A 22,871-nucleotide genomic window follows, 5' to 3' on the forward strand; every position below is an offset into this window, starting at 1 on the left:
AGCTGCCGCAGGCTGCGATCCTTTGATCTTCCGGTGCTCAAATCTCCTGCGCCCGATAAGCCCCCGGCGTTAGCCCGGTCCATTTCTTGAACGCCCGGTGAAAGGCCGAGGGCTCGGAGAAGCCGAGCTGCTCGGCGATCTGTTGCAACGACAGATCGGCGCGTCGCAGGTGATAAATCGCGATGTCGCGGCGCAGTTGGTCCTTCAATTCCTGGAAGCTCGAACCTTCTTCGCGCAAATGCCGGCGCAGGGTCTGCGGGCTGATGTGCAGGTGTTGAGCGACCGATTCAAGATCCGGCCAGCGCGAGCTGTCACGGCTGAGCAAACGGCGTAGCTGGCTGCTCAAGCTGTCGCCGTCATCGGGCCGCGACAGCAGATCGGCCGGCGAGCGCTCCAGGAAGTGTTTGAGTGTACGTTCGTCCTGCAGCAGCGGCATGCTCAAGTAGCGACTATGAAACAGCAGGCTGCTGTTAGGTGTCGAGAATTCCAGCGGGCAGGGAAACAGAAGGTCGTACTCGGCACTGTGGTCGGGCTTGGGATAGCTGAAGGTGGCTTGCTCCAGGCGAATGCGCTGGCCAATCAGCCAACTGCCGAGGCGATGCCAGATCACCAGCAAGCATTCGCTGAGAAAATGGTCCGGGTCCCAGAGTTGCGAATCCTCCAGGCTCAGCCGGACCATCTCACCTTCGCGGACCAGGCTCAAACGGGGAGCATGGGGGAACAGGCTATAAAACAACAAGCCGCGGCTGAGTGCTTTGTCCAGCGTACGGCAATGGATCAAGGTGTGGCACATCATGGCGAAGGTGCCGCGCTTGCTCGGGCCGTCGCCAAAACCCAGGTACTCATCATCCAGCGCCTGCCAGAGCGATTGCAGCAGCGCGGTGAATTGTTCGGGGGCGATACGTGCCTTGGGTTCGTCCAGCAACTCGGCATGAATACCCAGCTGTTGCAGCAGGCCCGAATAGTCATAGCCCTGCCTGCGCGCGCCACCGAGGGCGGCGCGGGCAAAATGACTGGCGATGGTACGTTCGCGCATGAGGGTAGATCCGTCCATTGAGGGACGGATGTTAGCCACGCTCCCGTTGATGGACAAGGCGGATATCCGCCAAATTGTAGGGCGATGGTCCGTCGATGGGCGGATATCCGCCACGTTGAGCCAAAGGCATATTCCGACAAACGACTGGCAACCCCCTGTGGTTGAAGGCTTTCAGAGCTTTCCTGCAAGGTGGCACGGGCTTTGCGATAGGAGTGACAGGTCTGCCAGCGTGCAGCTCGCCAAAAACAAATCCCTCCAGCGCAGGAGGGTTCGCACTGTAGGTGTCGTGGGCGTCAGATGGATGATTGCCGGGCGACATACTTGAGGATCTCTGCAATGACGACTCGTCAGCCACTGTACAAATCCCTGTATTTCCAGGTGATCGTTGCCATCGTTTTCGGCATTCTGCTCGGCCACTTCTACCCGGAGACCGGCGTGGCGCTCAAGCCGTTCGGTGACGGGTTCATCAAACTGATCAAAATGGTTATCGCGCCGATCATCTTCTGCACCGTCGTCAGCGGCATCGCTGGTATGCAGAACATGAAGTCGGTGGGCAAAACCGGTGGCTACGCGCTGCTGTACTTCGAAATCGTCTCCACCCTTGCTTTGCTGATCGGTCTGGTGGTAGTCAATGTCGTTCAGCCGGGTGCGGGCATGCACATCGACGTAACGACCCTGGATGCCTCCAAGGTCGCCGCCTATGTCACTGCCGGTAAAGACCAGAGCATTGTCGGCTTCATCCTCAATGTGATCCCGAACACCATCGTCGGCGCATTCGCCAATGGCGATATTCTGCAAGTGCTGATGTTCTCGGTGATCTTCGGTTTTGCCCTGCATCGCCTCGGTGCCTACGGCAAGCCGGTGCTGGACTTCATCGATCGCTTCGCCCACGTGATGTTCAACATCATCAACATGATCATGAAGCTCGCGCCAATCGGTGCCTTCGGCGCCATGGCCTTCACCATCGGCGCCTACGGTGTCGGTTCGTTGGTCCAACTCGGCCAGTTGATGATCTGCTTCTACATCACCTGTTTGTTGTTCGTGCTGCTGGTGCTGGGCGGTATCGCTCGTGCCCACGGCTTCAGCATCATCAAGCTGATCCGCTACATCCGTGAAGAGCTGCTGATCGTTCTGGGTACTTCCTCGTCGGAATCGGCACTGCCACGCATGCTGATCAAAATGGAACGCCTGGGTGCACAGAAATCTGTAGTAGGGCTGGTGATCCCGACCGGTTACTCCTTCAACCTCGACGGCACTTCGATCTACCTGACCATGGCCGCGGTGTTTATCGCTCAGGCGACTGACTCCCACATGGACCTCACTCACCAGATCACCTTGCTGCTGGTGCTGTTGTTGTCCTCCAAAGGCGCCGCCGGTGTGACCGGTAGCGGCTTCATCGTGTTGGCTGCCACCCTGTCCGCCGTTGGCAGTCTGCCGGTGGCCGGCCTGGCGCTGATCCTCGGTATCGACCGCTTCATGTCCGAAGCCCGTGCCCTGACCAACCTGGTGGGTAACGCGGTGGCGACCCTGGTCGTGGCCAAATGGGTCAAGGAACTGGATGAAGACACGCTGCAGGTCGAACTGGCGTCCGGTGGTCGTGGTATCTCCGACACCCGTGAAGAAGACGATCTGGGCGTAGCTGAAGGTCCGGTTCCAACGTCCGTCAAGTAACACGCAGTTGTAATGAAAAACCCGCTTCGGCGGGTTTTTCATGCCTGGGATTTGAGCGTAACGGTCAGTCCGGCTGATGCTTGTGGTGATTGCTCAAGGCTTCCAGGCTGCCTACTCTGGGAGCAACCGATTGAATAATGGAGCGCTCATGCAAGGTCCTCTGGCATCACTCAAAGTACTGGATTTCTCCACCTTGCTGCCGGGGCCGTTCGCTTCGTTGTTGCTGGCCGACATGGGCGCCGAGGTCTTGCGCATCGAGTCGCTGACCCGCATGGACTTGCTGCGGGTATTGCCGCCGCATGATCAGGGGATATCCGCCAGCCACGCCTACCTCAACCGCAACAAGCGCAGCCTGGCGCTGGACTTGAAGCAACCCGCGGCGCTGGAGGTGGTCAAGCAACTGGTGCAGGACTACGACATCGTCCTGGAGCAGTTCCGACCGGGGGTGATGGAGCGCCTGGGGTTGGGTTACGAAGTCTTGAAGGCGATCAATCCGAAACTGATTTATGTTTCCATCACCGGTTATGGCCAGACCGGCCCCTACCAGGATCGCGCCGGCCATGACATCAACTATCTGGCGCTGGCCGGGCTGGCCAGCTACACCGGGCGCCGGGACAGCGGCCCGTTGCCCTTGGGGATCCAGGTGGCGGACATTGCCGGTGGGTCGCTGCACGGGGTGATCGGTTTGCTGGCGGCGGTGATTGCCCGTCAGCACAGCGGCCTGGGTCAGTACCTGGACGTGAGCATGACTGACTGCGCGTTCAGCCTTAACGCCATGGCCGGTGCCGGTTACCTGGCCTGCGGGGTCGAGCCCGAGCGCGAGAACCAGATGCTCAACGGTGGCAGCTTCTACGACTACTACCGCAGTCGTGATGGTCGCTGGTTATCGGTGGGCAGTCTCGAGCCGGCGTTCATGCAGCAACTCTGCACGGCGCTGGGGCGTCCGGAATTGGCGGCACAAGGTTTATCGCCCGATCCCGCTCAGCAACAGGCGCTCAAGCTGGCATTGCAAATCGAGTTCGAGAAGCATGACTTTGCCCGGCTATGCGAATTGTTCGCCAGTGTCGATGCTTGCGTCGAACCGGTGCTCAGCCTCGCCGAAGCTGTCGAACATCCGCAGCTAAAAGCCCGGCAACTGGTCAGCCTGGTGCCTCGGGGAGATGGCAGTACTCAGCCGCAGATGGCCTGCCCGTTGAAATTTTCCGGCGGATTGCCCGAACCTCGGCATATCGGTGCGACGCTGGGCGCGCATACCGATGAGGTATTGAGAGAGTTGGGATACAGCGAGCCGCGGATTGAAGAACTGCGCAGTGCCAAGGTGATTGGTTAGGGTGCGAATGATCACCAAAGATGTCGGCCAGAATCATTCCACCCGCATCTCCCCACTGAACACCAATGTACTGCGACAGCGCCGGCACAGATACCGCCGTCCCTGCCGCACCAGGCTGTGGCGCTGGGCCGAGAACGGGAAATCGCTGTTGGCACATGGGCATCGATAGATGTAGCGGGTGGCGGTGCGGCGCTTGATCGCATAGGTGTGACAACGATTGGGCGGCAACTCGTAGACCCCACGCATAATCAATTGCCACTCTTCGCCATGGGGCTGGATACCCTCGCCGAACAGTTGATGGGCAATCAGGTGCGCGACTTCATGGGCCACGGTTTGCTTGAGGAAGTCTTCGCTGTTTTCCCGGTACAACTGTGGGTTGAAGCGCAGCAGGTTTTCATGCAAATGCGCAACGCCGGCTTTTTGGCCGCGCAGCTTGAGGCTGACCACCGGGCGTTTGAAGGGTCGTTTGAAAAAGGATTCGGCTAGTTGGTAACAGTCTTCAACGCGGGTATTGAGTTGCTCGGGCATGCTGTACGGATCTCCAGAGATACCGAGTATGCCGCAAACCCGGCGTATTCCGAATCGTTCAGGCGCTCAATGGTCATCCAACATTAGAAGGCCGCCTTGCGGCGGCCTGTGTTGGCAGATTTCTATTTGTTTTACAGACAGCGTCAGTGGTCCGGGTCAGTTGCCCGGTCAGTTGGTATAGACAGGGCCGACGCCCAGGCCCCAGACAATCACGGTAAAGGCCATGATCGCGACCAGCACGACCAACCCTACGGCCAGCACCGAACTTGAAAACAGAAAACCCTCATCCGATGGAATGTTCATGAAGGTCGGCAAGCCGACATACAGCAGGTACACCGTGTAGCAGATCGCGGCAGTACCGACGATCATTCCCAGCCACATGTGTGGATATAGCGCCGCAAGACCTCCGACGAATAGCGGCGTAGCGGTGTAGGTGGCAAACGCGACGCAGCGCGCCAGGCTGGGACTCGCGTCGTAGGTTCGGGCCATCCAGTGAATGAAGGCGCCCATCACGGCGACGCCGCCGAGCATGGCCAGGTAGGACATGATCGTCATCCACAGCGCACTTTCCTGGGTGAGCATGACCGGGGCGCGGCTGCCGATGACCCAGCCGACCTGAGTGGTACCGATAAAGGCTGAAACTGCTGGAATCGCTGCAAGAATCAGCGTGTGGGTAAGGTACATGTGGCTGATGCTTTCCTCTGCGTCGCCACGGATTTCCCGCCATTCTTGATCAGGGTGGGTGAAGAGCCCCACGACGTGATGGATCATGCCAGTCACTCCTATTGTTGTTGCCATCGCCCCCCAGCGGAGCGCCTACGGGCCAAACGGCCTGAGCAAGTAAAGGTCTATATGTGTGCGACCTTATGACGCAGTATAGAAAGTAGTTGATCGCAACGGTGCGGCGCTTTAGAGCAAATTGCGCTGTAAAAGCGGCTGGTAATCGCGTCGTCATCTGTATGCATAACCCACAGGGGGATGCGGCGGCCTGCAGGGATAGTCAGGGCTCTTCGCCAGCGCGAGCTTTTTGCGTAAAATGTTCGGCTTTTCGTCACCCACTTTCGCGGATTTCAGCGCCATGGGCACTCTTACGGTCAATCAGAACAAGCTGCAGAAACGCCTTCGCCGGCAGGCCGGTGAGGCCGTCGCCGATTTCAACATGATCGAAGAGGGCGACAAGGTCATGGTCTGCCTGTCCGGCGGCAAGGACAGTTACACCTTGCTTGACGTGCTGATGCACTTTCAGAAGGTCGCACCGATCAAGTTCGACATCGTCGCGGTGAACATGGACCAGAAACAGCCGGGTTTTCCCGAGCATGTGCTGCCGGCGTATCTGAAAACCCTGGGCGTGGAATACCACATCGTCGAAAAAGACACCTATTCGGTGGTCAAGGAGCTGATTCCCGAAGGCAAGACCACCTGCTCGCTATGCTCGCGCCTGCGCCGTGGCACGCTGTACACCTTCGCCGACGAGATCGGCGCGACCAAGATGGCCCTCGGTCACCACCGTGATGACATCGTCGAAACCTTTTTCCTCAACATGTTCTACAACGGCTCGCTCAAGGCCATGCCGCCCAAGCTGCGTGCCGATGACGGACGCAATGTGGTGATCCGGCCGCTGGCGTACTGCAACGAGAAAGACATCCAGGCCTACTCTGACTTCAAGCAATTCCCGATCATCCCGTGCAACCTCTGTGGTTCTCAGGAAAACCTGCAGCGTCAGGTGGTCAAGGAAATGCTTCAGGAATGGGAACGCAAGACCCCGGGCCGGACCGAAAGCATTTTCCGCAGCTTGCAGAACGTCATTCCGTCACAATTGGCCGACCGCAACCTGTTCGACTTCACCAGCCTGCGGATCGACGAAACGGCCGCCTCGCGTTTCGTCAATGTGGTGAATCTCTAATCCATACCGCGGTTCTGCGATTCTGATTGACGGCGCTCCCTTGAGCGCCGTTTGTGTTTTTTGTCATTAGGAGAGGGCATGCGCGATTACAAGTGGCTGCACGAATACTGTTTGAACCGTTTCGGTTCGGCGGCCGAACTGGAAGCCCATCTGCCTGTCCCCAAGACCCCGGCGCAATTGCGCAAGATCAGCGATGACCGCTACCTGTCGACCCTGGCGTTAAGGGTGTTCCGCGCCGGCCTCAAGCACAGCCTGGTGGACGCCAAATGGCCTGCGTTCGAAGAGGTGTTTTTCGGCTTCGATCCAGAGAAAGTGGTGCTGATGGGCGCCGAGCACCTTGAGCGATTGATGCAGGACACACGGATCATTCGCCACCTGGGCAAGCTCAAGAGCGTGCCGCGCAATGCGCAGCTGGTACTGGATGTAGCGCAAGAGAAAGGTAGTTTCGGTGCGCTGATCGCCGACTGGCCGGTGACTGATATCGTCGGGCTATGGAAATACCTGAGTAAACATGGCCACCAGCTGGGCGGATTGTCGGCCCCGCGTTTTCTGCGGATGGTCGGCAAGGATACCTTTGTGCCGAGCTACGACGTGGTGGCGGCGCTGAATGCGCAGCAGATCATCGACAAAGTGCCGACCAGTCTGCGGGATCTGGCCATCGTGCAGAACGCCTTCAACCAATGGCATGCCGAGAGTGGCCGGCCGATGTGCCAGATCTCGATGATGCTGGCGTATACCGTCAACCATTGAGACCGCGTCGCCTCATTCGCGTGCCCCCACAAATTATCAGGTGTATGCAAAACCTGTAGGAGCTGCCGCAGGCTGCGATCTTTTTGGGGCACACGCTGCTTAACTGGCTGGCATGGGGGCTTGCCCCCGAAGGCTGTCTGTCAGGCTGGCACCTCGCCTTCCCCCGCCAACTTGCGATTGAGCTGAAAGCGCCAGCGTACGTACAGCAATGCGCTGCAGAACAGCGCCAGGCTGGCGGCCATTTCCAGCAGACCGAACAGCTGTCGGTTCGGATCGTAGGCAGCCAATGCGCCCTTGATGAAGTACAGATTCACCACAAAACACATCCATGAATGTCCGCGGGCACTGCCGCTGAGCATGCCCGGCGCCAGCAGCAGAAGCGGTACCAGTTCGATCAGCAGGATTACCCACGGCCGCGCGCCATGCAGGTCGGCGACGACCAGGTAATACGCGCACAGCAGGCCGATCAGGCCGAGAAAGCAGATCAGGCTCAGTACGCGGGCGACCCGCACACGCGGTTCCAGCCACTCGATCGACGGCAGGATCTTGGGCTTTTTAGCCACGGTTGCTCTCCAGTTGCAGGGCAGTTTTCGCCAGACGCAGGCCCAATGCCCGGCACAGAGCGACTTCGTGTTCGTTCAATGGACTTTTGCCATCGGCACCCGCGTGGTGGCTGGCGCCGTAAGGGGTGCCGCCACCGCGGGTTTCCAGCAGAGCTGATTCGCTGTAGGGCAGGCCAGTGATCAGCATGCCGTGGTGCAGCAACGGCAGCATCATCGACAACAAGGTAGTTTCCTGGCCGCCGTGCAGGCTGGCGGTGGAAGTGAAGACCCCGGCCGGTTTGCCGACCAGGGCGCCGGTCAGCCACAGGTTGCTGGTGCCATCGAGAAAGTACTTCAACGGCGCGGCCATGTTGCCGAAGCGGGTCGGGCTACCGAGGGCCAAGCCCGAGCAGTTCTTCAGGTCGTCGAGGCTGGCGTACAGCGCGCCTTCTTCCGGGATGCTCGGCGCCACGGCTTCACACTCGGCGGAAATCGCCGGCACCGTACGCAGCCGTGCTTCAAGCCCGCCTTGTTCGATTCCGCGAGCTATTTGTCGGGCCATTTCGTTGGTCGAGCCATTGCGGCTGTAATACAGCACCAAAATGTACGGCGCACTCACGGCAGGAGCTCCAGGACTTTCTCCGGCGGACGACCGATCACGGCTTTGTCGCCGATTTGCAGGATTGGCCGCTCGATGAGTTTCGGGTGTGCGGCCATGGCGGCGATCAGTTGTGCCTCGCTCAGGTTGCTGTCCATCAGGTTGAGGGTCTTGTACTCGTCTTCGCCGGTGCGCAGCAGTTCTCGAGCGCTGATGCCCAATTTGCCCAGCAGGCTTTGCAGTTGCGCGGCATCCAGCGGGGTTTCCAGGTAGCGCACTACGGTTGGGGTCAGGCCACGGGCTTGCAGCAGTTCCAGCGCACCGCGGGATTTCGAGCAGCGCGGGTTGTGATAAAGCGTCAGATCGGTCATGTGCGGGTCGCATCTTGTGTAAGGTGGCAGCTATTCTACCTGTGTGACGAGCAGTCCTGAACCTTCGCGGGTGACGGGTCGCAGTCAGGGTGAATTCAGAACCGGTTTTCGACAAGGACCAAGACATGACTAGGCGATTGGCTGCGGCATTGGCAATTATCACGACCGTGCTGCTCGGAGGCTGTGGCAATGACTATGGCGTTGATCAGCAGGGGCAGAAGATCGCATCCGAGCGCCTGGATAAACAATGGCTGGTGCTCAATTACTGGGCCGAATGGTGTGGTCCGTGCCGAACGGAGATTCCCGAGCTCAACGCATTGTCCGAGCAGCTGAAGGGCAAGTCGATCGGCGTGTTCGGGGTCAATTTCGACAATGTGCAAGGCGAGGAACTGAAGAAAGCCAGTGACGCGCTGGGGATCAGGTTCACCGTGCTGGCCCAGGATCCGGCCGACTATTTCGAGTTACCGCGCAGCGAGGCGTTGCCAGTGACCTACATTATCGATGACAAGGGCAAGGTGCGTGAGCAACTGATGGGCGAGCAGACGGCGGCGCAAGTGATGGCGAAGCTTGAGGCGTTGCAGGCGAAGAATTGAAGGGGCCGTGGCGAGGGGGCTTCCTGTGGCGAGGGGGCTTGCCCCCGCAGCGGCCCTAAAACCTGTGACCCCGATCTGTCAGATACACCGCACATGCCAGTTTTACGACTGCTTCGCCCGAGCGCGGACCGGCCGAACGGGAGCAAGCTCCCTCGCCACAAGAAAGCCCAGAAGGGCCCGGGTTTAACCCTCTTCCAGCCACCAACGCAACGGCTTGCCTTCGGCCGGCCAGAAGCGCACTTGCTCGATCGGCGAAATGTCCCAGCGTTGCACGGTTTCCAGTGAATTCAGGAAGCGTTTTTCCTGCTCCATCAACGCCGGTGCGCACAGTTTTCGAGTGCTGCCGACCTTGCCGAAGCTGAGCTTGTCGCCTTCCAGGGTGTAGGGCGCGAACCAGTGGTTGCAACCGCCAGTGCCATACGCCCGACCATCTTCACCCAGGGTGATGGTCAGGTGGCTTCGGTCGATCAGCGGACGTTCGCCGATCCACTCCAGAATGTAGCTGCGTTCCTGTTGCAACTTCACCGGTTCAGCGGCGCAGCCCAACAGGCTGGCGCCGGCCATCCCCATGAGGGCAAGGCGTTTCATCAGCTTGCCTCCTGACATTTGCGGCACAGGTGCTTCTCGTCTTTGCTTACCCAGCCCAATTCGGCAATGCGTGCCGTGGCGGCAGGCTTTTGGGCCTGGGCGCCGAGTTTGGCGTCAACCGCGAACTCGAAGCTCAGCTCGGCCGAACAGCTGTCGCAATTGACCTTCCAGGTGTGAATCGCCAGTTCACCGAACACCGGGCCACTGGCCACGGCGACCCATTGGCCAATCGGGTTGATCAGGTGACGGACTTTTTCCACGGTCAGGCGCATGGACAAGTCCTTGCTGCCTTTCAAGGTGACCACCAGCACGTCGTCGTTGCGTATCGAGCCACCGTTGCCGGTGACCTGATAACGACCCGGCACCAGGGCGCGGCATTCGATCAGGGTGTGTTGCGGGCTCATCAGGGTGTAGCGGAAATCGTGTTCGACCATGGGTCCTCCAAATATGGGCGCTATGCTAGCACGCGGACGAACCCGGCATGACCCGCCTGAGTGACCTTCGATCCGGCAGGCGACCCGTGACTCAGCCTTCCACCAGATTCTGCGGAGTGCCGGCGGCCCAGGCGGCAATGTTGTGCACCGTTGTCGCGGCAATCGCGGCCAGCGCTTCGCGGGTCAGGAAGGCCTGGTGGGCGGTGACGATAACGTTCGGGAAGGTCAGCAGACGCGCCAGCACGTCGTCTTGCAACGGCAGGTCGGAGCGGTCCTCGAAGAACAGCTGCGCTTCTTCCTCATACACATCCAGGCCCAGATAGCCCAATTGACCGTTCTTCAGCGCGTCGATCAGCGCCGGGGTGTCCACCAGGCCGCCGCGTCCGGTGTTGATCAGCATCGCGCCCGGCTGCATATGGGCCAGTGACTGTTGGTTGATCAGGTGTTTGCTGTCACTGGTCAGCGGGCAATGCAGGCTGATGATCTGCGCTTGCGCCAGCAGGTCGGGCAGGCTCAGGTAGCGAGCACCGAGGGCTTCTACTTGCGGGTTGGGATAGGGGTCACAGGCCAGCAGCTGGCAGCCAAACCCGGCCATGATTTTGGCAAAGGTGGCGCCGATCTGCCCGGTGCCGACCACGCCGACGGTTTTGCCCACCAGATCGAATCCAGTCAGCCCGTGCAGGCTGAAATCGCCTTCGCGGGTACGGTTGTAGGCCCGATGCAGGCGTCGGTTCAGCGCCAGTATCAACGCCACCGCATGTTCTGCCACCGCGTGGGGCGAGTAGGCGGGAACGCGCACGATACTCAGCCCCAGGCGTTTCGCTGCCGGCAGGTCGACATGGTTGTAGCCGGCCGAGCGCAGGGCGATCAGCCGGGTGCCGCCGGCCGCCAATTGTTCGAGCACTGCTGCGCTGAGGTCATCATTGATGAAGGCACAGACTACTTCGTGGTGCTTGGCCAGGGCCACCGTGTCCAGGCTCAGTCGCGCCGATTGAAACTGCAATTCGATACCGGCCGGCAGCTCAGTGCCGAGGAAGCTGTCGCGATCATAGGTCTGGCTACTGAAGAGAATCGTACGCATGGCTTCATCCTTGTTCTGGGTTCGTTGAGCTTAACCCTTGGCGGCATCGTTGTTATTGCCGTGGGTCAGGCACTGATCCGGGCTTCGCTGGCCAGGCGGTTGATGGCACGGTCCAGTTCATCGAGGGCGGCCCAAGCCTTTTGATCGTCCTGCTTGAGCAGGGTTTCACTGCGCTGGCAGGCGGCACGCAGTTGCGGTACGCCGCAGTAACGGGTGGCCCCATGCAGCCGATGGACCCGCTCGATCAGCGCGTTCTGGTCACTGGTTTCTCGGGCGATACGGATGGCTTCACGGTCGGCCTCCAGCGAGGCGAGCAACATGGCCAGCATGTCTGCGGCCAGATCGGCTTTGCCCGCCGCCAGACGCAGCCCTTCTGCATGATCGAGCACCTGCAGTTCGGTGCCATTGAGGTAGGACTCGCCGGCGCGTTCCGGTCCCTGATTGCGCAGTGCAAGCCCGGTCCACTTCAACACCACCTGGGCCAACTGGCGCTCACTGATGGGTTTGGTCAGGTAGTCGTCCATCCCGCTTTGCAGCAAGGCGCGTTTTTCATTGGCCATGGCATGGGCGGTCAAGGCCACGATCGGCAGCGGAGTGCCATGGCGCTCGCTTTCCCACTGACGAATCTCTTCAGTGCTCTGGCGCCCATCCATGCCAGGCATTTGCACGTCCATCAGCACCAGGTCAAAGGCTTCCTTTTGTACTGCCTTGACCGCGGCATAGCCGCTCTCGACCGCAAGCACCTTGGCCCCCATGTCTTCAAGCAGGGTTTGCACCAGTAACAGGTTGGCCGGGTTGTCATCGACGCAGAGCACCCGCGGCGCACGGCTGGAGAGCGGTTCGCCGGGCTCGTTGCGCAATGGCCGGGGATTGACCAGGTCGGCCAGGGCCCGGCGCAGTTTGCGGGTGCAGGCCGGTTTGGCCTGCAATTGACTGTGGGGGTTAGGCACCGAGAGATGAAACAGGGTCTGCTCGGTAGTCGGGCAGAGCACCAGCACCTTGCAGCCCAAATGCTCAAGGTCCCAGATATGCTGATTGAGGCGCTCGGGCGGCATGTCCTGAGTGGTGACGCCGAGCACCGCCAGATCGATCGCCTGATCGGTCTGGTGGGCGCCGGTGATGCCGTTGGTCAAGGCCTCCAGGGTGTTGAACGGCGTGACCTCCAGGCCGCAGTCTTCCAGCTGATGCTGCAAGGCCTGGCGGGCCAGTTCATGGTTTTCCAGCACCGCCACCCGCCGGCCGAGCAGCGGCGCTGACGGCAGGTCTTCAGCATCGTCGCGGGCTTTGGGCAGGCTCAGGCTGATCCAGAACTCGGAGCCTTCGCCGGGCGTGCTCTCGACGCCGATCTCGCCACCCATCTGTTCGATCAGTCGCTTGGAAATCACCAGCCCCAGACCGGTGCCACCGGGTTGCCGGGACAGTGAATTGTCGGCCTGGCTGAAGGCTTGAAACAGTGCGCGGACATCCTGGTTCGACAAGCCGATACCGGTGTCCTGAATGCTGATGCGCAGTTGCACGCTGTCTTCATGCTCTTCTTCGAGCATGGCGCGGGCCACGATGGTGCCTTCGCGGGTGAACTTGATCGCGTTGCTCACCAGGTTAGTGAGGATCTGTTTGAGGCGCAGCGGGTCGCCGATCAGTGACAGCGGCGTATCGCGATAGACCAGGCTCACCAGTTCCAGCTGCTTGGCATGAGCCGCCGGGGCGAGGATGGTCAAGGTGTCCTGCAGCAGGTCACGCAGGTTGAAGGGAATGCTGTCGAGCACCAGTTTGCCAGCCTCGATTTTCGAGAAGTCGAGAATTTCGTTGATGATCCCCAGGAGGTTGTCGGCAGATTTCTCGATGGTGCCCAGGTAATCCAGCTGGCGGGGCGTCAATTCGCTTTTCTGCAACAAATGGGTGAAGCCGAGGATGCCGTTGAGTGGTGTGCGGATCTCATGGCTCATGTTGGCCAGGAATTCGGACTTGATCCGGCTTGCTTCCAACGCTTCCTTGCGCGCCAGGTCCAGCTCGATGTTCTGGATTTCAATGGTCTCCAGGTTCTGTCGAACGTCCTCGGTGGCTTGGTCGATGCTGTGCTGCAGCTCTTCCTGGGCGTTTTGCAGGGTGCTGGCCATGCGGTTGATCCCCGACGCCAGCTCATCCAGCTCCTGGCTGCCGAGTGCCGGCAGGCGGGTTTCGAGGTTGCCGTCCTTGAGCTGCGCGACGGCATGTTTGATCCGGCTCAGCGGCCTGTTGATGCTTCGGCTGATATGCAGCGCCAGCAGCGCCGTGCCGGCGAGGCCCGTGGCAATCAATAGCAGGCTGGCAAACAGGCTGCGATAGCCGCGCAGCAGCATACCGCTGTGGGACAGCTCGAGTTCGACCCAGCCCAACATTCGGTCGGCTTCATCAGGGATCAGGTCGCCGGCCAGGTTGCGGTGCCGGCCGAACACCGGCAGCAGGTAACGAGTCGCGTCGCTGCCACTGAGTTGCAGCATGTGGCTGCTGTTACCGGTCGGCGTCGGGTTGAGCATGCTCGGGCCGGCATGCGCCAGTAACGTGCGGTCGGGCGCGAGAAAAGACACAGCACGAACATCCGGCTGTTCCAGGGACTGGGTCGCGATGCGCTCGAGTAAATCGGTGTCGTCACGGCCCATCGCGGGGGCCACCAGCGGCGCCAGTTGTTCGGCGATCATTTCGCCACGTTGCAGAAGCTGGGTTTGCAGGTCGGACAGCTGCATCCAGGTGAAATAGCCACCCAGCACCAAGGCCATCAGGCTGGTCGGCAGCAAGGTCAGCAATAGCACGCGGCCTTTTATTCCGAGTTTCTCAAGCACGCAACTCTCCTGCTTCCACGCTGTTTTTTCAACGACAGACAAATGACTGACGCACACGTAACACCTGCGCAGTGTAGCCATTTGCCGACAGGCATTCTTCGTAGATTAACGCCATTGTCCCTGAGCTACAGCAAGTGCCGCGCCCTTAATCCGCAGGCTCGGGTTGCTCGACGGGGAGCAATCTTGAATAATCGCCAATTGAGAATTACTTGCAGAAGCTAATGAATCCCGTACCTGTTGGCCATCCGCGTATTCTGGCAATTGAAGACGACCTCGTGTTGGGTGCTTATGTCCATGAGCACCTGGGGCGCTGTGGTTTTCAGGTGACCTGGTGCCAGAACGGCAGGGAGGGGCTGGAGATTGCCCGGCAGCAGGCCTTCGATCTGGTGCTGATGGATATTCTCCTGCCGGGCATGGATGGCCTGGCGGTGCTGACCCGATTGCGTGAAAGCCATTCGATCCCGGTGATCATGATGTCCGCATTGGGTGCCGAGGCGGACCGTATCAGTGGCTTTCGGCTGGGGGCCGACGACTACCTGCCCAAACCCTTCAGCATGGCCGAGTTGCGGGTGCGCATCGAAGCCATCCTGCGCAGGGTCGCGCTGGATCGCCGACAGACTCCGGCGCCGCTCGACAGCCAAAGCCAAAGCCAAAGCCTGCGTTTCGACGATGATGGGGGCGATGTGCATTACACCGGGCAATGGGCCGGTTTGACCCGCAGCGAGTACCGGTTGCTGGAGACCCTGAACCGCAATGACGATGAAGTGCTGAGCAAAGCCTTCCTTTATCAGCATGTCCTGCAGCGTGGTTACGCCCCCCATGACCGCAGCCTGGATATGCATATCAGCCAGATCCGCCGCAAGCTCAAGGCGATCGGCTACAGCGAACGTGAAGTGCGCACGGTCTGGGGCAAAGGTTATGTGCTGAGTGCGATCGATGAAGTGGTCTGATCTGCCAGGCAGGCACTCGTTGTTCTGGAAGCTGGCCTTGTTGCTGGTGGCGTTCTGTCTGCTGATTATCTGGCTGAGCTGGTCCTGGGGTCGGTACATGGAGAAGAAGAATCTGTTCTTGTCCGATGAAGCGCGGATCACTCTCAGTGGTTACGCCGCCGAAGCCGAGCAGGCCTGGGTTCAAGGGCAGGATGCCGGTGTCGATGCCTGGTTGCAGGGAATGGGCGAGCGTGAACGCAACTGGGTCGGGGTAATCGGCCACGATCTGCAGTCGCTCAGCAGCTATCCGCTGAATGAAGCGCAAAACCAGCGCCTGACCTTTTTGCGGGGCCTGGATTGGCCGGTGAGCCGGCGTGCCCGTGGTTTGCCCTGGTTGAAAATTCCATTCCCCAACGATCCCGCCGCCGGCAGCCTGGTGATCGAACTGCCGCAGCGTTTCATGCCCGGGCGTTACCGGGTGTTCTGGCGGGTGGTGACCAACGGGGTGATCCCCGGGCTGTTCACGCTGCTGCTGTGCGTCGGCTTGTATCGCTTGCTGGTCGTGCCCTTGAATAACTTGCGCGAACAGGCCAACGCCTGGCGCGCTGGTCAACTGAGTGCACGCCTGTCGACGCAGACTACCAGTCGCGCGGATGAGCTGGGTGAGTTGGGGCGGGCTTTCGATCAGATGTCCGAACGGCTGCAAAGTACCGTGGTGTTACAGCAGCAATTGCTCCGGGACCTGTCTCACGAACTGCGCACGCCCTTGAGCCGCTTGCGCGTGGCCAGTGAAAGCGAGCAAAGCCTGGAGCAACTGCGCGAACGCCTGGGGCGGGAAGTCGATGGCATGCAGCGGCTGGTGGAAGACACTCTGCAACTGGCCTGGCTCGACACTGAACGCGCGCCGCTGGCCGAAGAGGAGATCCAGGTCCAGGCACTGTGGGAAATGCTCAGCGAAAATGCCTGTTTCGAAAGCGGCTGGCCAGCGACTCAGTTGCAATGTTCACTGGGGGCCTCCTGCTGGGTGCGCGGTCACCTGAACACCCTCGCCCAGGCGCTGGAAAACATCCTGCGCAATGCCATTCGTCATTCTCCGGCGGGAGGTATCGTGCGTCTGGACGGTCATCGACAGGGCGCGTATTGGCACCTGTGGCTGGAAGATCAGGGTGGTGGCGTGGCCGAGGAAGAGCTGGAGCGGATTTTCGCACCGTTCACCCGTCTCGATGGCTCGCGTCCGGGCGATGGAGGGTTCGGCCTGGGCTTGAGCATCGCGCGCAATGCGGTGCAGCGTCAGGGTGGCAGCTTGTGGGCGGAAAACACCGGACAGGGGTTGCGGTTGAATATGCGCTTGTTGGCTCATTGATCGGGCGCACACCACGTCGCTGCTTATACCCATAAGCCATAAGCACCGTACTTTGCGTGATATGGACTCCCGGCGTTTGTCGGTATGATAGTCGCCCCCGCAGTCTGGATTGCGAATACGCCATGATCTTGCAGTACCCAACCATCGCCGATTGCGTCGGCAACACTCCGCTGGTCCGTTTGCAGCGCCTGCCCGGCGACACCAGCAATACCCTGCTGCTCAAGCTCGAGGGTAATAACCCGGCGGGTTCGGTCAAGGACCGCCCGGCGCTGTCGATGATCACCCGTGCCGAATTGCGCGGGCAGATCCATCCCGGCGATACGCTGATTGAAGCGACCTCGGGCAACACCGGGATCGCCCTGGCGATGGCCGCGGCGATCAAGGGCTACAAGATGATCCTGATCATGCCCGGCAACTCCAGCGCCGAGCGCAAGGCGGCGATGACCGCCTATGGCGCCGAGCTGATCCAGGTGACCCAGGAAGAGGGCATGGAAGGCGCTCGCGACCTCGCCGAAACAATGCAGGCACAAGGCCGCGGCAAGGTACTGGACCAGTTCGCCAACATTGACAACCCCGAGGCGCACTACACCGGCACCGGCCCGGAAATCTGGCGCCAGACCGGCGGCAGCATCACCCATTTCATCAGCTCCATGGGTACCACCGGCACCATCATGGGCGTTTCGCGCTACCTGAAGGAGCAGAACCCGCAGGTGCAGATCGTTGGCCTGCAACCGATGGAAGGCTCGGCCATTCCCGGCATCCGCCGCTGGCCGCAGGAATACCTGCCGAAGATCTATCAGGCCGATCGGGTCGACCGGATCGTCGACATGGCCCAAAGCGAAGCCGAGGACGTGACCCGTCGTCTGGCCCGCGAAGAGGGCATTTTCTGTGGAGTGTCCTCGGGCGGTGCGGTGGCAGCGATGCTGCGTCTGTCCCGGGAAGTCGAAAACGCGGTGATGGTCGCGATCATCTGTGACCGTGGCGACCGTTACCTGTCGACCGGCATTTTTGACGCGCCCAACTGATGGCCAAGCAAGAGAGAGGCCTGCGCTTCCAACCGACTGGCGGCAGCCGGGCCCCGCAAGTGCCCACCGGCAAAAAACAGCGCTTGACCATCGAACGACTGGCCAACGACGGCCGCGGCATCGCCTTCCTTGAAGGACGTACCTGGTTCGTCACCGGCGCTCTGGCCGGTGAAGAGGTCGAGGCGCGAGTCCTGGGTGCCCACGGGAAAGTCGTCGAAGCACGAACTGAACGAGTAGTGCTGGCCAGTGACCTGCGTCGCCCGGCACCGTGCGCCCATGCCGGGCGTTGCGGCGGTTGCAGCGTGCAGCATCTGCCCCATGCCGAACAGCTGGCACTGAAACAGCGCATGCTCGCCGAGCAGTTGTCGCGGGTTGCCGGGGTCGAGCCCGAAGAGTGGGCCGCACCTTTGAGCGGGCCTGAGTTTGGCTACCGGCGTCGCGCCCGGGTGGCGGTACGTTGGGATGCCAAGGCGAAAAAACTCGAGGTGGGTTTTCGTGCTGCAGGCAGCCAGGACATTGTCGGCATCAACGATTGCCTGGTGCTGGTACAGCCCTTGCAGCCGATCATGAAGCGCTTGCCGGAAATGCTCCGACGCTTGAGCAAACCTCAGGCGTTGGGGCATGTCGAATTGTTCCGGGGTTCATCCAGCGCATTTTTGCTACGGCACATGGCGCCGCTGTCTGAAGCTGACCTGACCATACTCAAGGAATTCTGCGCCTTTCATGAGGCCCAATTGTGGCTTCACGGCGAAGGCGAGCCGCAACCGGTCGAATCGGATCAGCAACTGGGCTATCGCCTGGAGACCTGGGATTTGCAGCTGGCCTATCGGCCGGGAGATTTCGTCCAGGTCAACGCCTTGGTCAATGAAGCGATGGTGGCCCAGGCGCTGGAGTGGTTGGCGCCGAAGGCTGACGATCGGGTTCTTGATTTGTTCTGCGGGTTGGGTAACTTTGCGCTGCCGCTGGCTCGGCAGGTAAAGGATGTGGTGGCGGTGGAAGGCGTGGCGACCATGGTCGAACGCGCCACCGAAAATGCGGCTAGCAATAATCTTCATAACGTGAAGTTTTTTCAAGCCGATTTATCCCAGCCTTTGGCCGATGCCGAATGGGCCGGCGAGGGCTTTTCTGCGGTACTCTTGGACCCACCCCGTGACGGTGCTTTCGAGGTGGTGCGCAAGCTCGCAACCCTGGGTGCCAAACGGTTGGTTTATGTGTCGTGCAACCCGGCAACCCTGGCGCGCGACACAGCTGAATTGATCAAGCAGGGCTACCGGTTAAAACGTGCCGGGATCCTCGATATGTTTCCTCAAACGGCACATGTCGAGGCCATGGCGTTATTTGAAGCGAACTAGGATGGTTCTGGTCCGACTGGCCCGCTGATGCATGACCCTCGCCAGCCCAGCGAGGGAACATTGGCAATGAAGGCCAGCGATTTTGATGCATTGAATGTGCGTCGTAGGGAAGGTAAGCAAGATGGTACAGGTGAGAGCACACCAGCCGATCAACACCGACGGCAGTATCAATCTCGAGGCATGGCTCGATCATGCGGTCAGTGTCGACATGGCGCTGGACCGTGAAGCCTTGAAAGAAGCCTGCGAGTTCGCTCGCGAGGCCGAGCAGCAAGATAATGCGGCAAAGAACCTCTGGGCTGAGGGGATGTCGAGTTTTCGTACGGGTCTTGAGATCGCGGAAATTCTCGCCGACCTCAAGCTCGATCAGGATTCGCTGGTGGCCGCGGTGCTGTACCGCGGCGTCCGTGAAGGACAGATCCCGCTCACGACGGTCAGCCAGCGTTTCGGCCCGGTGGTGGCGAAGCTGATCGACGGCGTGCTGCGCATGGCGGCGATCAGCGCCAGTCTGAGCCCGCGCCAGTCGTTGGTACTGGGCAGCCAGGGCCAGGTGGAAAACCTGCGCAAGATGTTGGTGGCGATGGTCGATGACGTGCGTGTCGCGTTGATCAAACTGGCCGAACGTACCTGCGCGATTCGTGCGGTGAAAACCGCCGATGACGAAAAGCGCAACCGGGTCGCCCGGGAAGTATTCGACATCTATGCGCCCTTGGCTCACCGTCTCGGAATCGGGCATATCAAGTGGGAACTGGAGGACTTGTCCTTCCGTTATCTGGAGCCCGATCAGTACAAGCAGATTGCCAAGTTGCTGCATGAACGTCGCCTCGATCGCGAGCGGTTCATCACCGATGTGATGAACCAATTGCAGAGCGAGTTGCAGGCCACCGGCGTCGATGCCGACATCAGCGGCCGGGCCAAGCACATCTATTCGATCTGGCGCAAAATGCAGCGCAAGGGTCTGGAGTTCAGCCAGATCTACGACGTGCGCGCGGTGCGGGTGCTGGTGCCGGAAATGCGCGACTGCTACACCGCGCTGGGAATCGTCCATACCTTGTGGCGGCACATCCCGAAAGAATTCGACGACTATATCGCCAACCCGAAAGAGAACGGCTACCGCTCGTTGCATACGGCGGTCATCGGTCCTGAAGGCAAGGTGCTGGAAGTGCAGATTCGCACCCATGCGATGCACGAAGAGGCCGAGCTGGGTGTTTGCGCCCATTGGCGTTACAAGGGCACCGACGTCAAGGCCGGCTCCAATCACTATGAAGAGAAAATCTCCTGGCTGCGTCAGGTGCTCGAATGGCATGAAGAGCTGGGGGATATCGGTGGTCTGGCCGAACAACTGCGGGTCGATATCGAACCGGATCGGGTGTACATCTTCACCCCGGACGGTCATGCCATCGACTTGCCGAAGGGCGCGACACCGCTGGACTTTGCTTACCGCGTGCACACCGAAATCGGTCACAACTGCCGCGGCGCCAAGATCAACGGGCGCATCGTTCCGCTCAACTACAGCCTGCAAACCGGTGAGCAGGTCGAGATCATCACCAGCAAGCACGGCACGCCAAGTCGCGACTGGCTGAACCCGAACCTGGGTTACATCACCACCTCGCGGGCCCGGGCAAAGATTGTTCACTGGTTCAAATTGCAGGCGCGCGATCAGAACGTCGCGGCCGGTAAAACCTTGCTCGAACGCGAACTCAGTCGCCTCGGTCTGCCAGCGGTGGACTTCGACAAGCTGGCCGATAAGGCCAACATGAAGACCGCCGAGGATATGTACGCCGCCCTCGGTGCCGGTGATTTGCGCCTGGCGCAACTGGTCAATCTGGCCCAGCAACTGGTCGAGCCGGAACGCGGCAACGAACAGCTGGAACTGATTCCGCGCAAGGCCACCGGTTACAAGCCCGGCAAGCGCGGGGATATCCAGATCCAGGGCGTCGGCAACCTGATGACCCAGATGGCCGGCTGCTGCCAACCGTTGCCGGGGGATGCGATCGTCGGCTACATCACTCAGGGCCGGGGCGTCAGCATCCACCGTCAGGACTGTGCGTCAGTGCTGCAGTTGAGCAGTCGTGAGCCGGAGCGGATCATCCAGGTCAGTTGGGGCCCGGTGCCGGTGTTGACCTATCCGGTCGACATCATCATCCGCGCCTACGATCGTTCCGGATTGCTGCGTGACGTCTCGCAAGTGCTGCTCAACGAGCGGATCAACGTGCTGGCGGTCAACACCCGGTCGAACAAGGAAGACAACACCGCGTTGATGTCCTTGACCATCGAGATTCCGGGGCTGGATGCGTTGGGGCGGTTGTTGGGGCGTATTTCCCAGTTGCCGAACATCATCGAAACCCGCCGTAACCGAACGCCTTGAAATGCGGTCCCTGTAGGAGCTGCCGCAGGCTGCGATCTTTTGATCTTGATCTGCGGTGCTCCTGGAAAAAAGATCGCAGCCTGCGGCAGCTCCTACGGGGGTGCGTTTCAACGAGAGTGATTGATGTATAGCCTTGAAGACTTGTTGCACCTGATGGCCTGTCTGCGGGATCCGCAGTACGGCTGTCCGTGGGATCTCAAGCAGACCTACCACACCATCGTGCCCCATACCCTGGAGGAGGCCTACGAGGTCGCTGATGCCATCGAGCGCGGAGATTTCGATCACCTGCAGGGCGAGCTGGGTGATTTGCTGTTCCAGGTGGTTTATTACAGTCAGCTGGCACGGGAAGAAGGGCGCTTCGAATTCGACGGGGTGGTCGATAGCATCACCCGCAAGCTGATTCGGCGTCATCCCCATGTGTTCCCGACCGGCGATCTGTATGCGCCGCTGGATATTCCGCGGCTCGACGAGGAGCAGGTCAAGCAGCGCTGGGAACAGATCAAGGCCGAGGAGCGGGCCGAGAAGTCCCATGCGCCGAAACAGCTGTCCTTGCTCGATGATGTCCCCGCTGCGCTGCCGGCGTTGTCCCGATCGGCGAAATTGCAGAAACGTGCGTCCCAGGTCGGTTTCGATTGGCCCGACGCCTTGCCGGTGGTCGACAAGGTTCGTGAAGAGCTCGATGAAGTGCTCGAAGCCATGGCCGACAATGACTCTGCGGCTATCGCCGATGAAGTTGGAGATTTGCTGTTTGTAGTGGTAAATCTGGCCCGGCACCTCAAGGTCGATCCGGAAACCGCCTTGCGCGGTGCCAACAGCAAATTCGAGCGACGCTTCCGATTTATCGAACAGGCATTGCGCGACACCCACCGTCCCATAGAAGATTGCACCCTCGAAGAGTTGGACGCCTTGTGGGGCGAAGCCAAACGTCAGGAAAAGAATTTGCCCAGCTGCGGCTGAGCCGTTGCCTAAGTGAGTAAGTACATGAGCCTTTCCCTTCGCGACCAGTTGCTCAAAGCAGGGCTGGTCAACCAAAAGCAGGCCAAACAGGTCGGCAAAGAAAAACAGAAACAGCAGCGTCTGGTCCACAAAGGCCAGATTGAACAGGACGATACCCAGCAGCGACTGGCCCAGGAAGCCCTGGCCGAGAAGGTCAAGCGCGACCAGGAACTCAATCGTCAGCAACAGGAAAAGGCCGAGCACAAAGCCCGTGCCGCGCAGATCAAGCAATTGATCGAAGTGACACGCCTGCCGAAGCTGACCACTGAGGATTACTACAACTTCGTCGACGACAAAAAGGTCAAGCGCCTGTCGGTGAATACGCTGATGCGCAACAAGCTCAGCAATGGGTCGCTGGCGATCGTTCATCATGGCGGCGGCTATGAAGTGATCCCCCGTGAGGCCGCGCTGAAGATCCAGGAGCGCGATCCGCAACGCATCGTGCAACTCAACGTGGAGACCGAAGCGCCGGATGAAAATGATCCGTACGCGGCCTATCAGATCCCCGATGATCTGATGTGGTGATGAGTTAGAAGTGACAAACCCCACTCAAAAGGCGGGGTTTGTCGTGTTGTAGCTCTCGTGGGAAGACCATCC

General features: G+C 60.2%; 22 protein-coding genes. 12 read left to right on the forward strand and 10 right to left on the reverse strand.

The features are described 5' to 3' along the window. Window positions 1-37: 37 nt before the first annotated feature. Window positions 38-1,036, reverse strand: coding sequence for an AraC family transcriptional regulator (locus AC3IUA_RS07355; protein ID WP_489359791.1), 999 nt, complete (start codon window positions 1,034-1,036; stop codon window positions 38-40). A gap of 336 nt (window positions 1,037-1,372) precedes the next feature. Between AC3IUA_RS07355 and AC3IUA_RS07360 the strand changes: the two genes are divergently transcribed. Then, complete coding sequence (locus AC3IUA_RS07360; RefSeq protein WP_489359792.1) at window positions 1,373-2,707, forward strand: dicarboxylate/amino acid:cation symporter; 1,335 nt, start codon at window positions 1,373-1,375, stop codon at window positions 2,705-2,707. Between the two features lie 148 nt (window positions 2,708-2,855). After that, window positions 2,856-4,037 (forward strand): CaiB/BaiF CoA transferase family protein, encoded by a 1,182-nt coding sequence (locus AC3IUA_RS07365; protein WP_489359793.1) that lies wholly within the window; start codon window positions 2,856-2,858, stop codon window positions 4,035-4,037. 33 nt (window positions 4,038-4,070) lie between these two features. On the opposite strand, the gene AC3IUA_RS07370 is transcribed toward AC3IUA_RS07365, so the two are convergent. Further along, window positions 4,071-4,565 carry a SprT family zinc-dependent metalloprotease gene (locus AC3IUA_RS07370; RefSeq protein ID WP_489359794.1) on the reverse strand — a complete coding sequence of 165 codons (495 nt, stop codon included), beginning with the start codon at window positions 4,563-4,565 and terminating at the stop codon, window positions 4,071-4,073. A gap of 168 nt (window positions 4,566-4,733) precedes the next feature. After that, window positions 4,734-5,336, reverse strand: coding sequence for a Yip1 family protein (locus tag AC3IUA_RS07375; protein WP_489359795.1), 603 nt, complete (start codon window positions 5,334-5,336; stop codon window positions 4,734-4,736). A gap of 307 nt (window positions 5,337-5,643) precedes the next feature. Here AC3IUA_RS07375 and ttcA point away from each other — a divergent pair, with 307 nt between their 5' ends. Next, the gene (gene ttcA / locus AC3IUA_RS07380) at window positions 5,644-6,468 is read left to right on the forward strand and encodes a tRNA 2-thiocytidine(32) synthetase TtcA (protein WP_489359796.1); all 825 of its coding nucleotides are present in this window, start codon (window positions 5,644-5,646) and stop codon (window positions 6,466-6,468) included. 78 nt (window positions 6,469-6,546) lie between these two features. After that, window positions 6,547-7,218 carry a DNA-3-methyladenine glycosylase I gene (locus AC3IUA_RS07385; RefSeq protein ID WP_489359797.1) on the forward strand — a complete coding sequence of 224 codons (672 nt, stop codon included), beginning with the start codon at window positions 6,547-6,549 and terminating at the stop codon, window positions 7,216-7,218. Between the two features lie 140 nt (window positions 7,219-7,358). Here AC3IUA_RS07385 and AC3IUA_RS07390 read toward each other — a convergent pair whose 3' ends face one another. Genes AC3IUA_RS07390 through arsC form a run of 3 tightly spaced genes read right to left on the reverse strand, consistent with a single transcriptional unit; the run spans window position 7,359 to window position 8,729 of the window. Then, on the reverse strand, window positions 7,359-7,781 hold the full coding sequence (locus AC3IUA_RS07390; protein ID WP_489359798.1) for a DUF2069 domain-containing protein: 423 nt from the start codon (window positions 7,779-7,781) through the stop codon (window positions 7,359-7,361). Next, window positions 7,774-8,379, reverse strand: coding sequence for an NAD(P)H:quinone oxidoreductase (gene wrbA, locus AC3IUA_RS07395; protein WP_489359799.1), 606 nt, complete (start codon window positions 8,377-8,379; stop codon window positions 7,774-7,776). The genes AC3IUA_RS07390 and wrbA overlap by 8 nt, the downstream gene beginning before the upstream one ends. Then, window positions 8,376-8,729, reverse strand: a complete 354-nt coding sequence (gene arsC, locus AC3IUA_RS07400) for an arsenate reductase (glutaredoxin) (RefSeq protein ID WP_489359800.1) — start codon at window positions 8,727-8,729, stop codon at window positions 8,376-8,378. The genes wrbA and arsC overlap by 4 nt, the downstream gene beginning before the upstream one ends. A 125-nt stretch (window positions 8,730-8,854) precedes the next feature. Between arsC and AC3IUA_RS07405 the strand changes: the two genes are divergently transcribed. After that, window positions 8,855-9,322: a TlpA family protein disulfide reductase gene (locus AC3IUA_RS07405; protein ID WP_489359801.1), complete on the forward strand. Its 468-nt coding sequence runs from the start codon at window positions 8,855-8,857 to the stop codon at window positions 9,320-9,322. A 183-nt stretch (window positions 9,323-9,505) separates the two neighbouring features. Here AC3IUA_RS07405 and AC3IUA_RS07410 read toward each other — a convergent pair whose 3' ends face one another. From AC3IUA_RS07410 to AC3IUA_RS07425, 4 genes are all read right to left on the reverse strand, one after another. After that, window positions 9,506-9,910 carry an META domain-containing protein gene (locus tag AC3IUA_RS07410; protein ID WP_489359802.1) on the reverse strand — a complete coding sequence of 135 codons (405 nt, stop codon included), beginning with the start codon at window positions 9,908-9,910 and terminating at the stop codon, window positions 9,506-9,508. After that, window positions 9,910-10,344, reverse strand: a complete 435-nt coding sequence (locus AC3IUA_RS07415; RefSeq protein WP_489359803.1) for a hypothetical protein — start codon at window positions 10,342-10,344, stop codon at window positions 9,910-9,912. Before AC3IUA_RS07415 ends, AC3IUA_RS07410 begins: the two co-directional genes overlap by 1 nt. A gap of 91 nt (window positions 10,345-10,435) precedes the next feature. Beyond that, on the reverse strand, window positions 10,436-11,425 hold the full coding sequence (locus AC3IUA_RS07420; RefSeq protein WP_489359804.1) for a 2-hydroxyacid dehydrogenase: 990 nt from the start codon (window positions 11,423-11,425) through the stop codon (window positions 10,436-10,438). A 65-nt stretch (window positions 11,426-11,490) separates the two neighbouring features. Continuing rightward, complete coding sequence (locus AC3IUA_RS07425; RefSeq protein WP_489359805.1) at window positions 11,491-14,244, reverse strand: response regulator; 2,754 nt, start codon at window positions 14,242-14,244, stop codon at window positions 11,491-11,493. Between the two features lie 221 nt (window positions 14,245-14,465). Here AC3IUA_RS07425 and AC3IUA_RS07430 point away from each other — a divergent pair, with 221 nt between their 5' ends. The 7 genes from AC3IUA_RS07430 (at window position 14,466) to AC3IUA_RS07460 (ending at window position 22,799) form a co-directional block, all read left to right on the forward strand. After that, the gene (locus AC3IUA_RS07430; protein ID WP_489359806.1) at window positions 14,466-15,194 is read left to right on the forward strand and encodes a response regulator transcription factor; all 729 of its coding nucleotides are present in this window, start codon (window positions 14,466-14,468) and stop codon (window positions 15,192-15,194) included. Continuing rightward, complete coding sequence (locus AC3IUA_RS07435; RefSeq protein WP_489359807.1) at window positions 15,181-16,536, forward strand: HAMP domain-containing sensor histidine kinase; 1,356 nt, start codon at window positions 15,181-15,183, stop codon at window positions 16,534-16,536. The genes AC3IUA_RS07430 and AC3IUA_RS07435 overlap by 14 nt, the downstream gene beginning before the upstream one ends. Window positions 16,537-16,658: 122 nt before the next feature. Beyond that, window positions 16,659-17,561: a cysteine synthase CysM gene (gene cysM / locus AC3IUA_RS07440; RefSeq protein ID WP_489359808.1), complete on the forward strand. Its 903-nt coding sequence runs from the start codon at window positions 16,659-16,661 to the stop codon at window positions 17,559-17,561. Continuing rightward, window positions 17,561-18,913 (forward strand): 23S rRNA (uracil(1939)-C(5))-methyltransferase RlmD, encoded by a 1,353-nt coding sequence (gene rlmD / locus AC3IUA_RS07445; RefSeq protein ID WP_489359809.1) that lies wholly within the window; start codon window positions 17,561-17,563, stop codon window positions 18,911-18,913. Before cysM ends, rlmD begins: the two co-directional genes overlap by 1 nt. A gap of 121 nt (window positions 18,914-19,034) precedes the next feature. Then, complete coding sequence (gene relA / locus AC3IUA_RS07450; protein ID WP_489359810.1) at window positions 19,035-21,278, forward strand: GTP diphosphokinase; 2,244 nt, start codon at window positions 19,035-19,037, stop codon at window positions 21,276-21,278. A gap of 123 nt (window positions 21,279-21,401) precedes the next feature. Next, entirely contained in the window at window positions 21,402-22,235 is an 834-nt protein-coding gene (gene mazG / locus AC3IUA_RS07455) for a nucleoside triphosphate pyrophosphohydrolase (protein WP_489359811.1), read from the forward strand. A 24-nt stretch (window positions 22,236-22,259) separates the two neighbouring features. Then, window positions 22,260-22,799, forward strand: coding sequence for a DUF2058 domain-containing protein (locus AC3IUA_RS07460; protein ID WP_489359812.1), 540 nt, complete (start codon window positions 22,260-22,262; stop codon window positions 22,797-22,799). The last annotated feature ends 72 nt before the right edge of the window (window positions 22,800-22,871 follow it).

Source organism: Pseudomonas sp. KH_050, assembly GCF_057838875.1.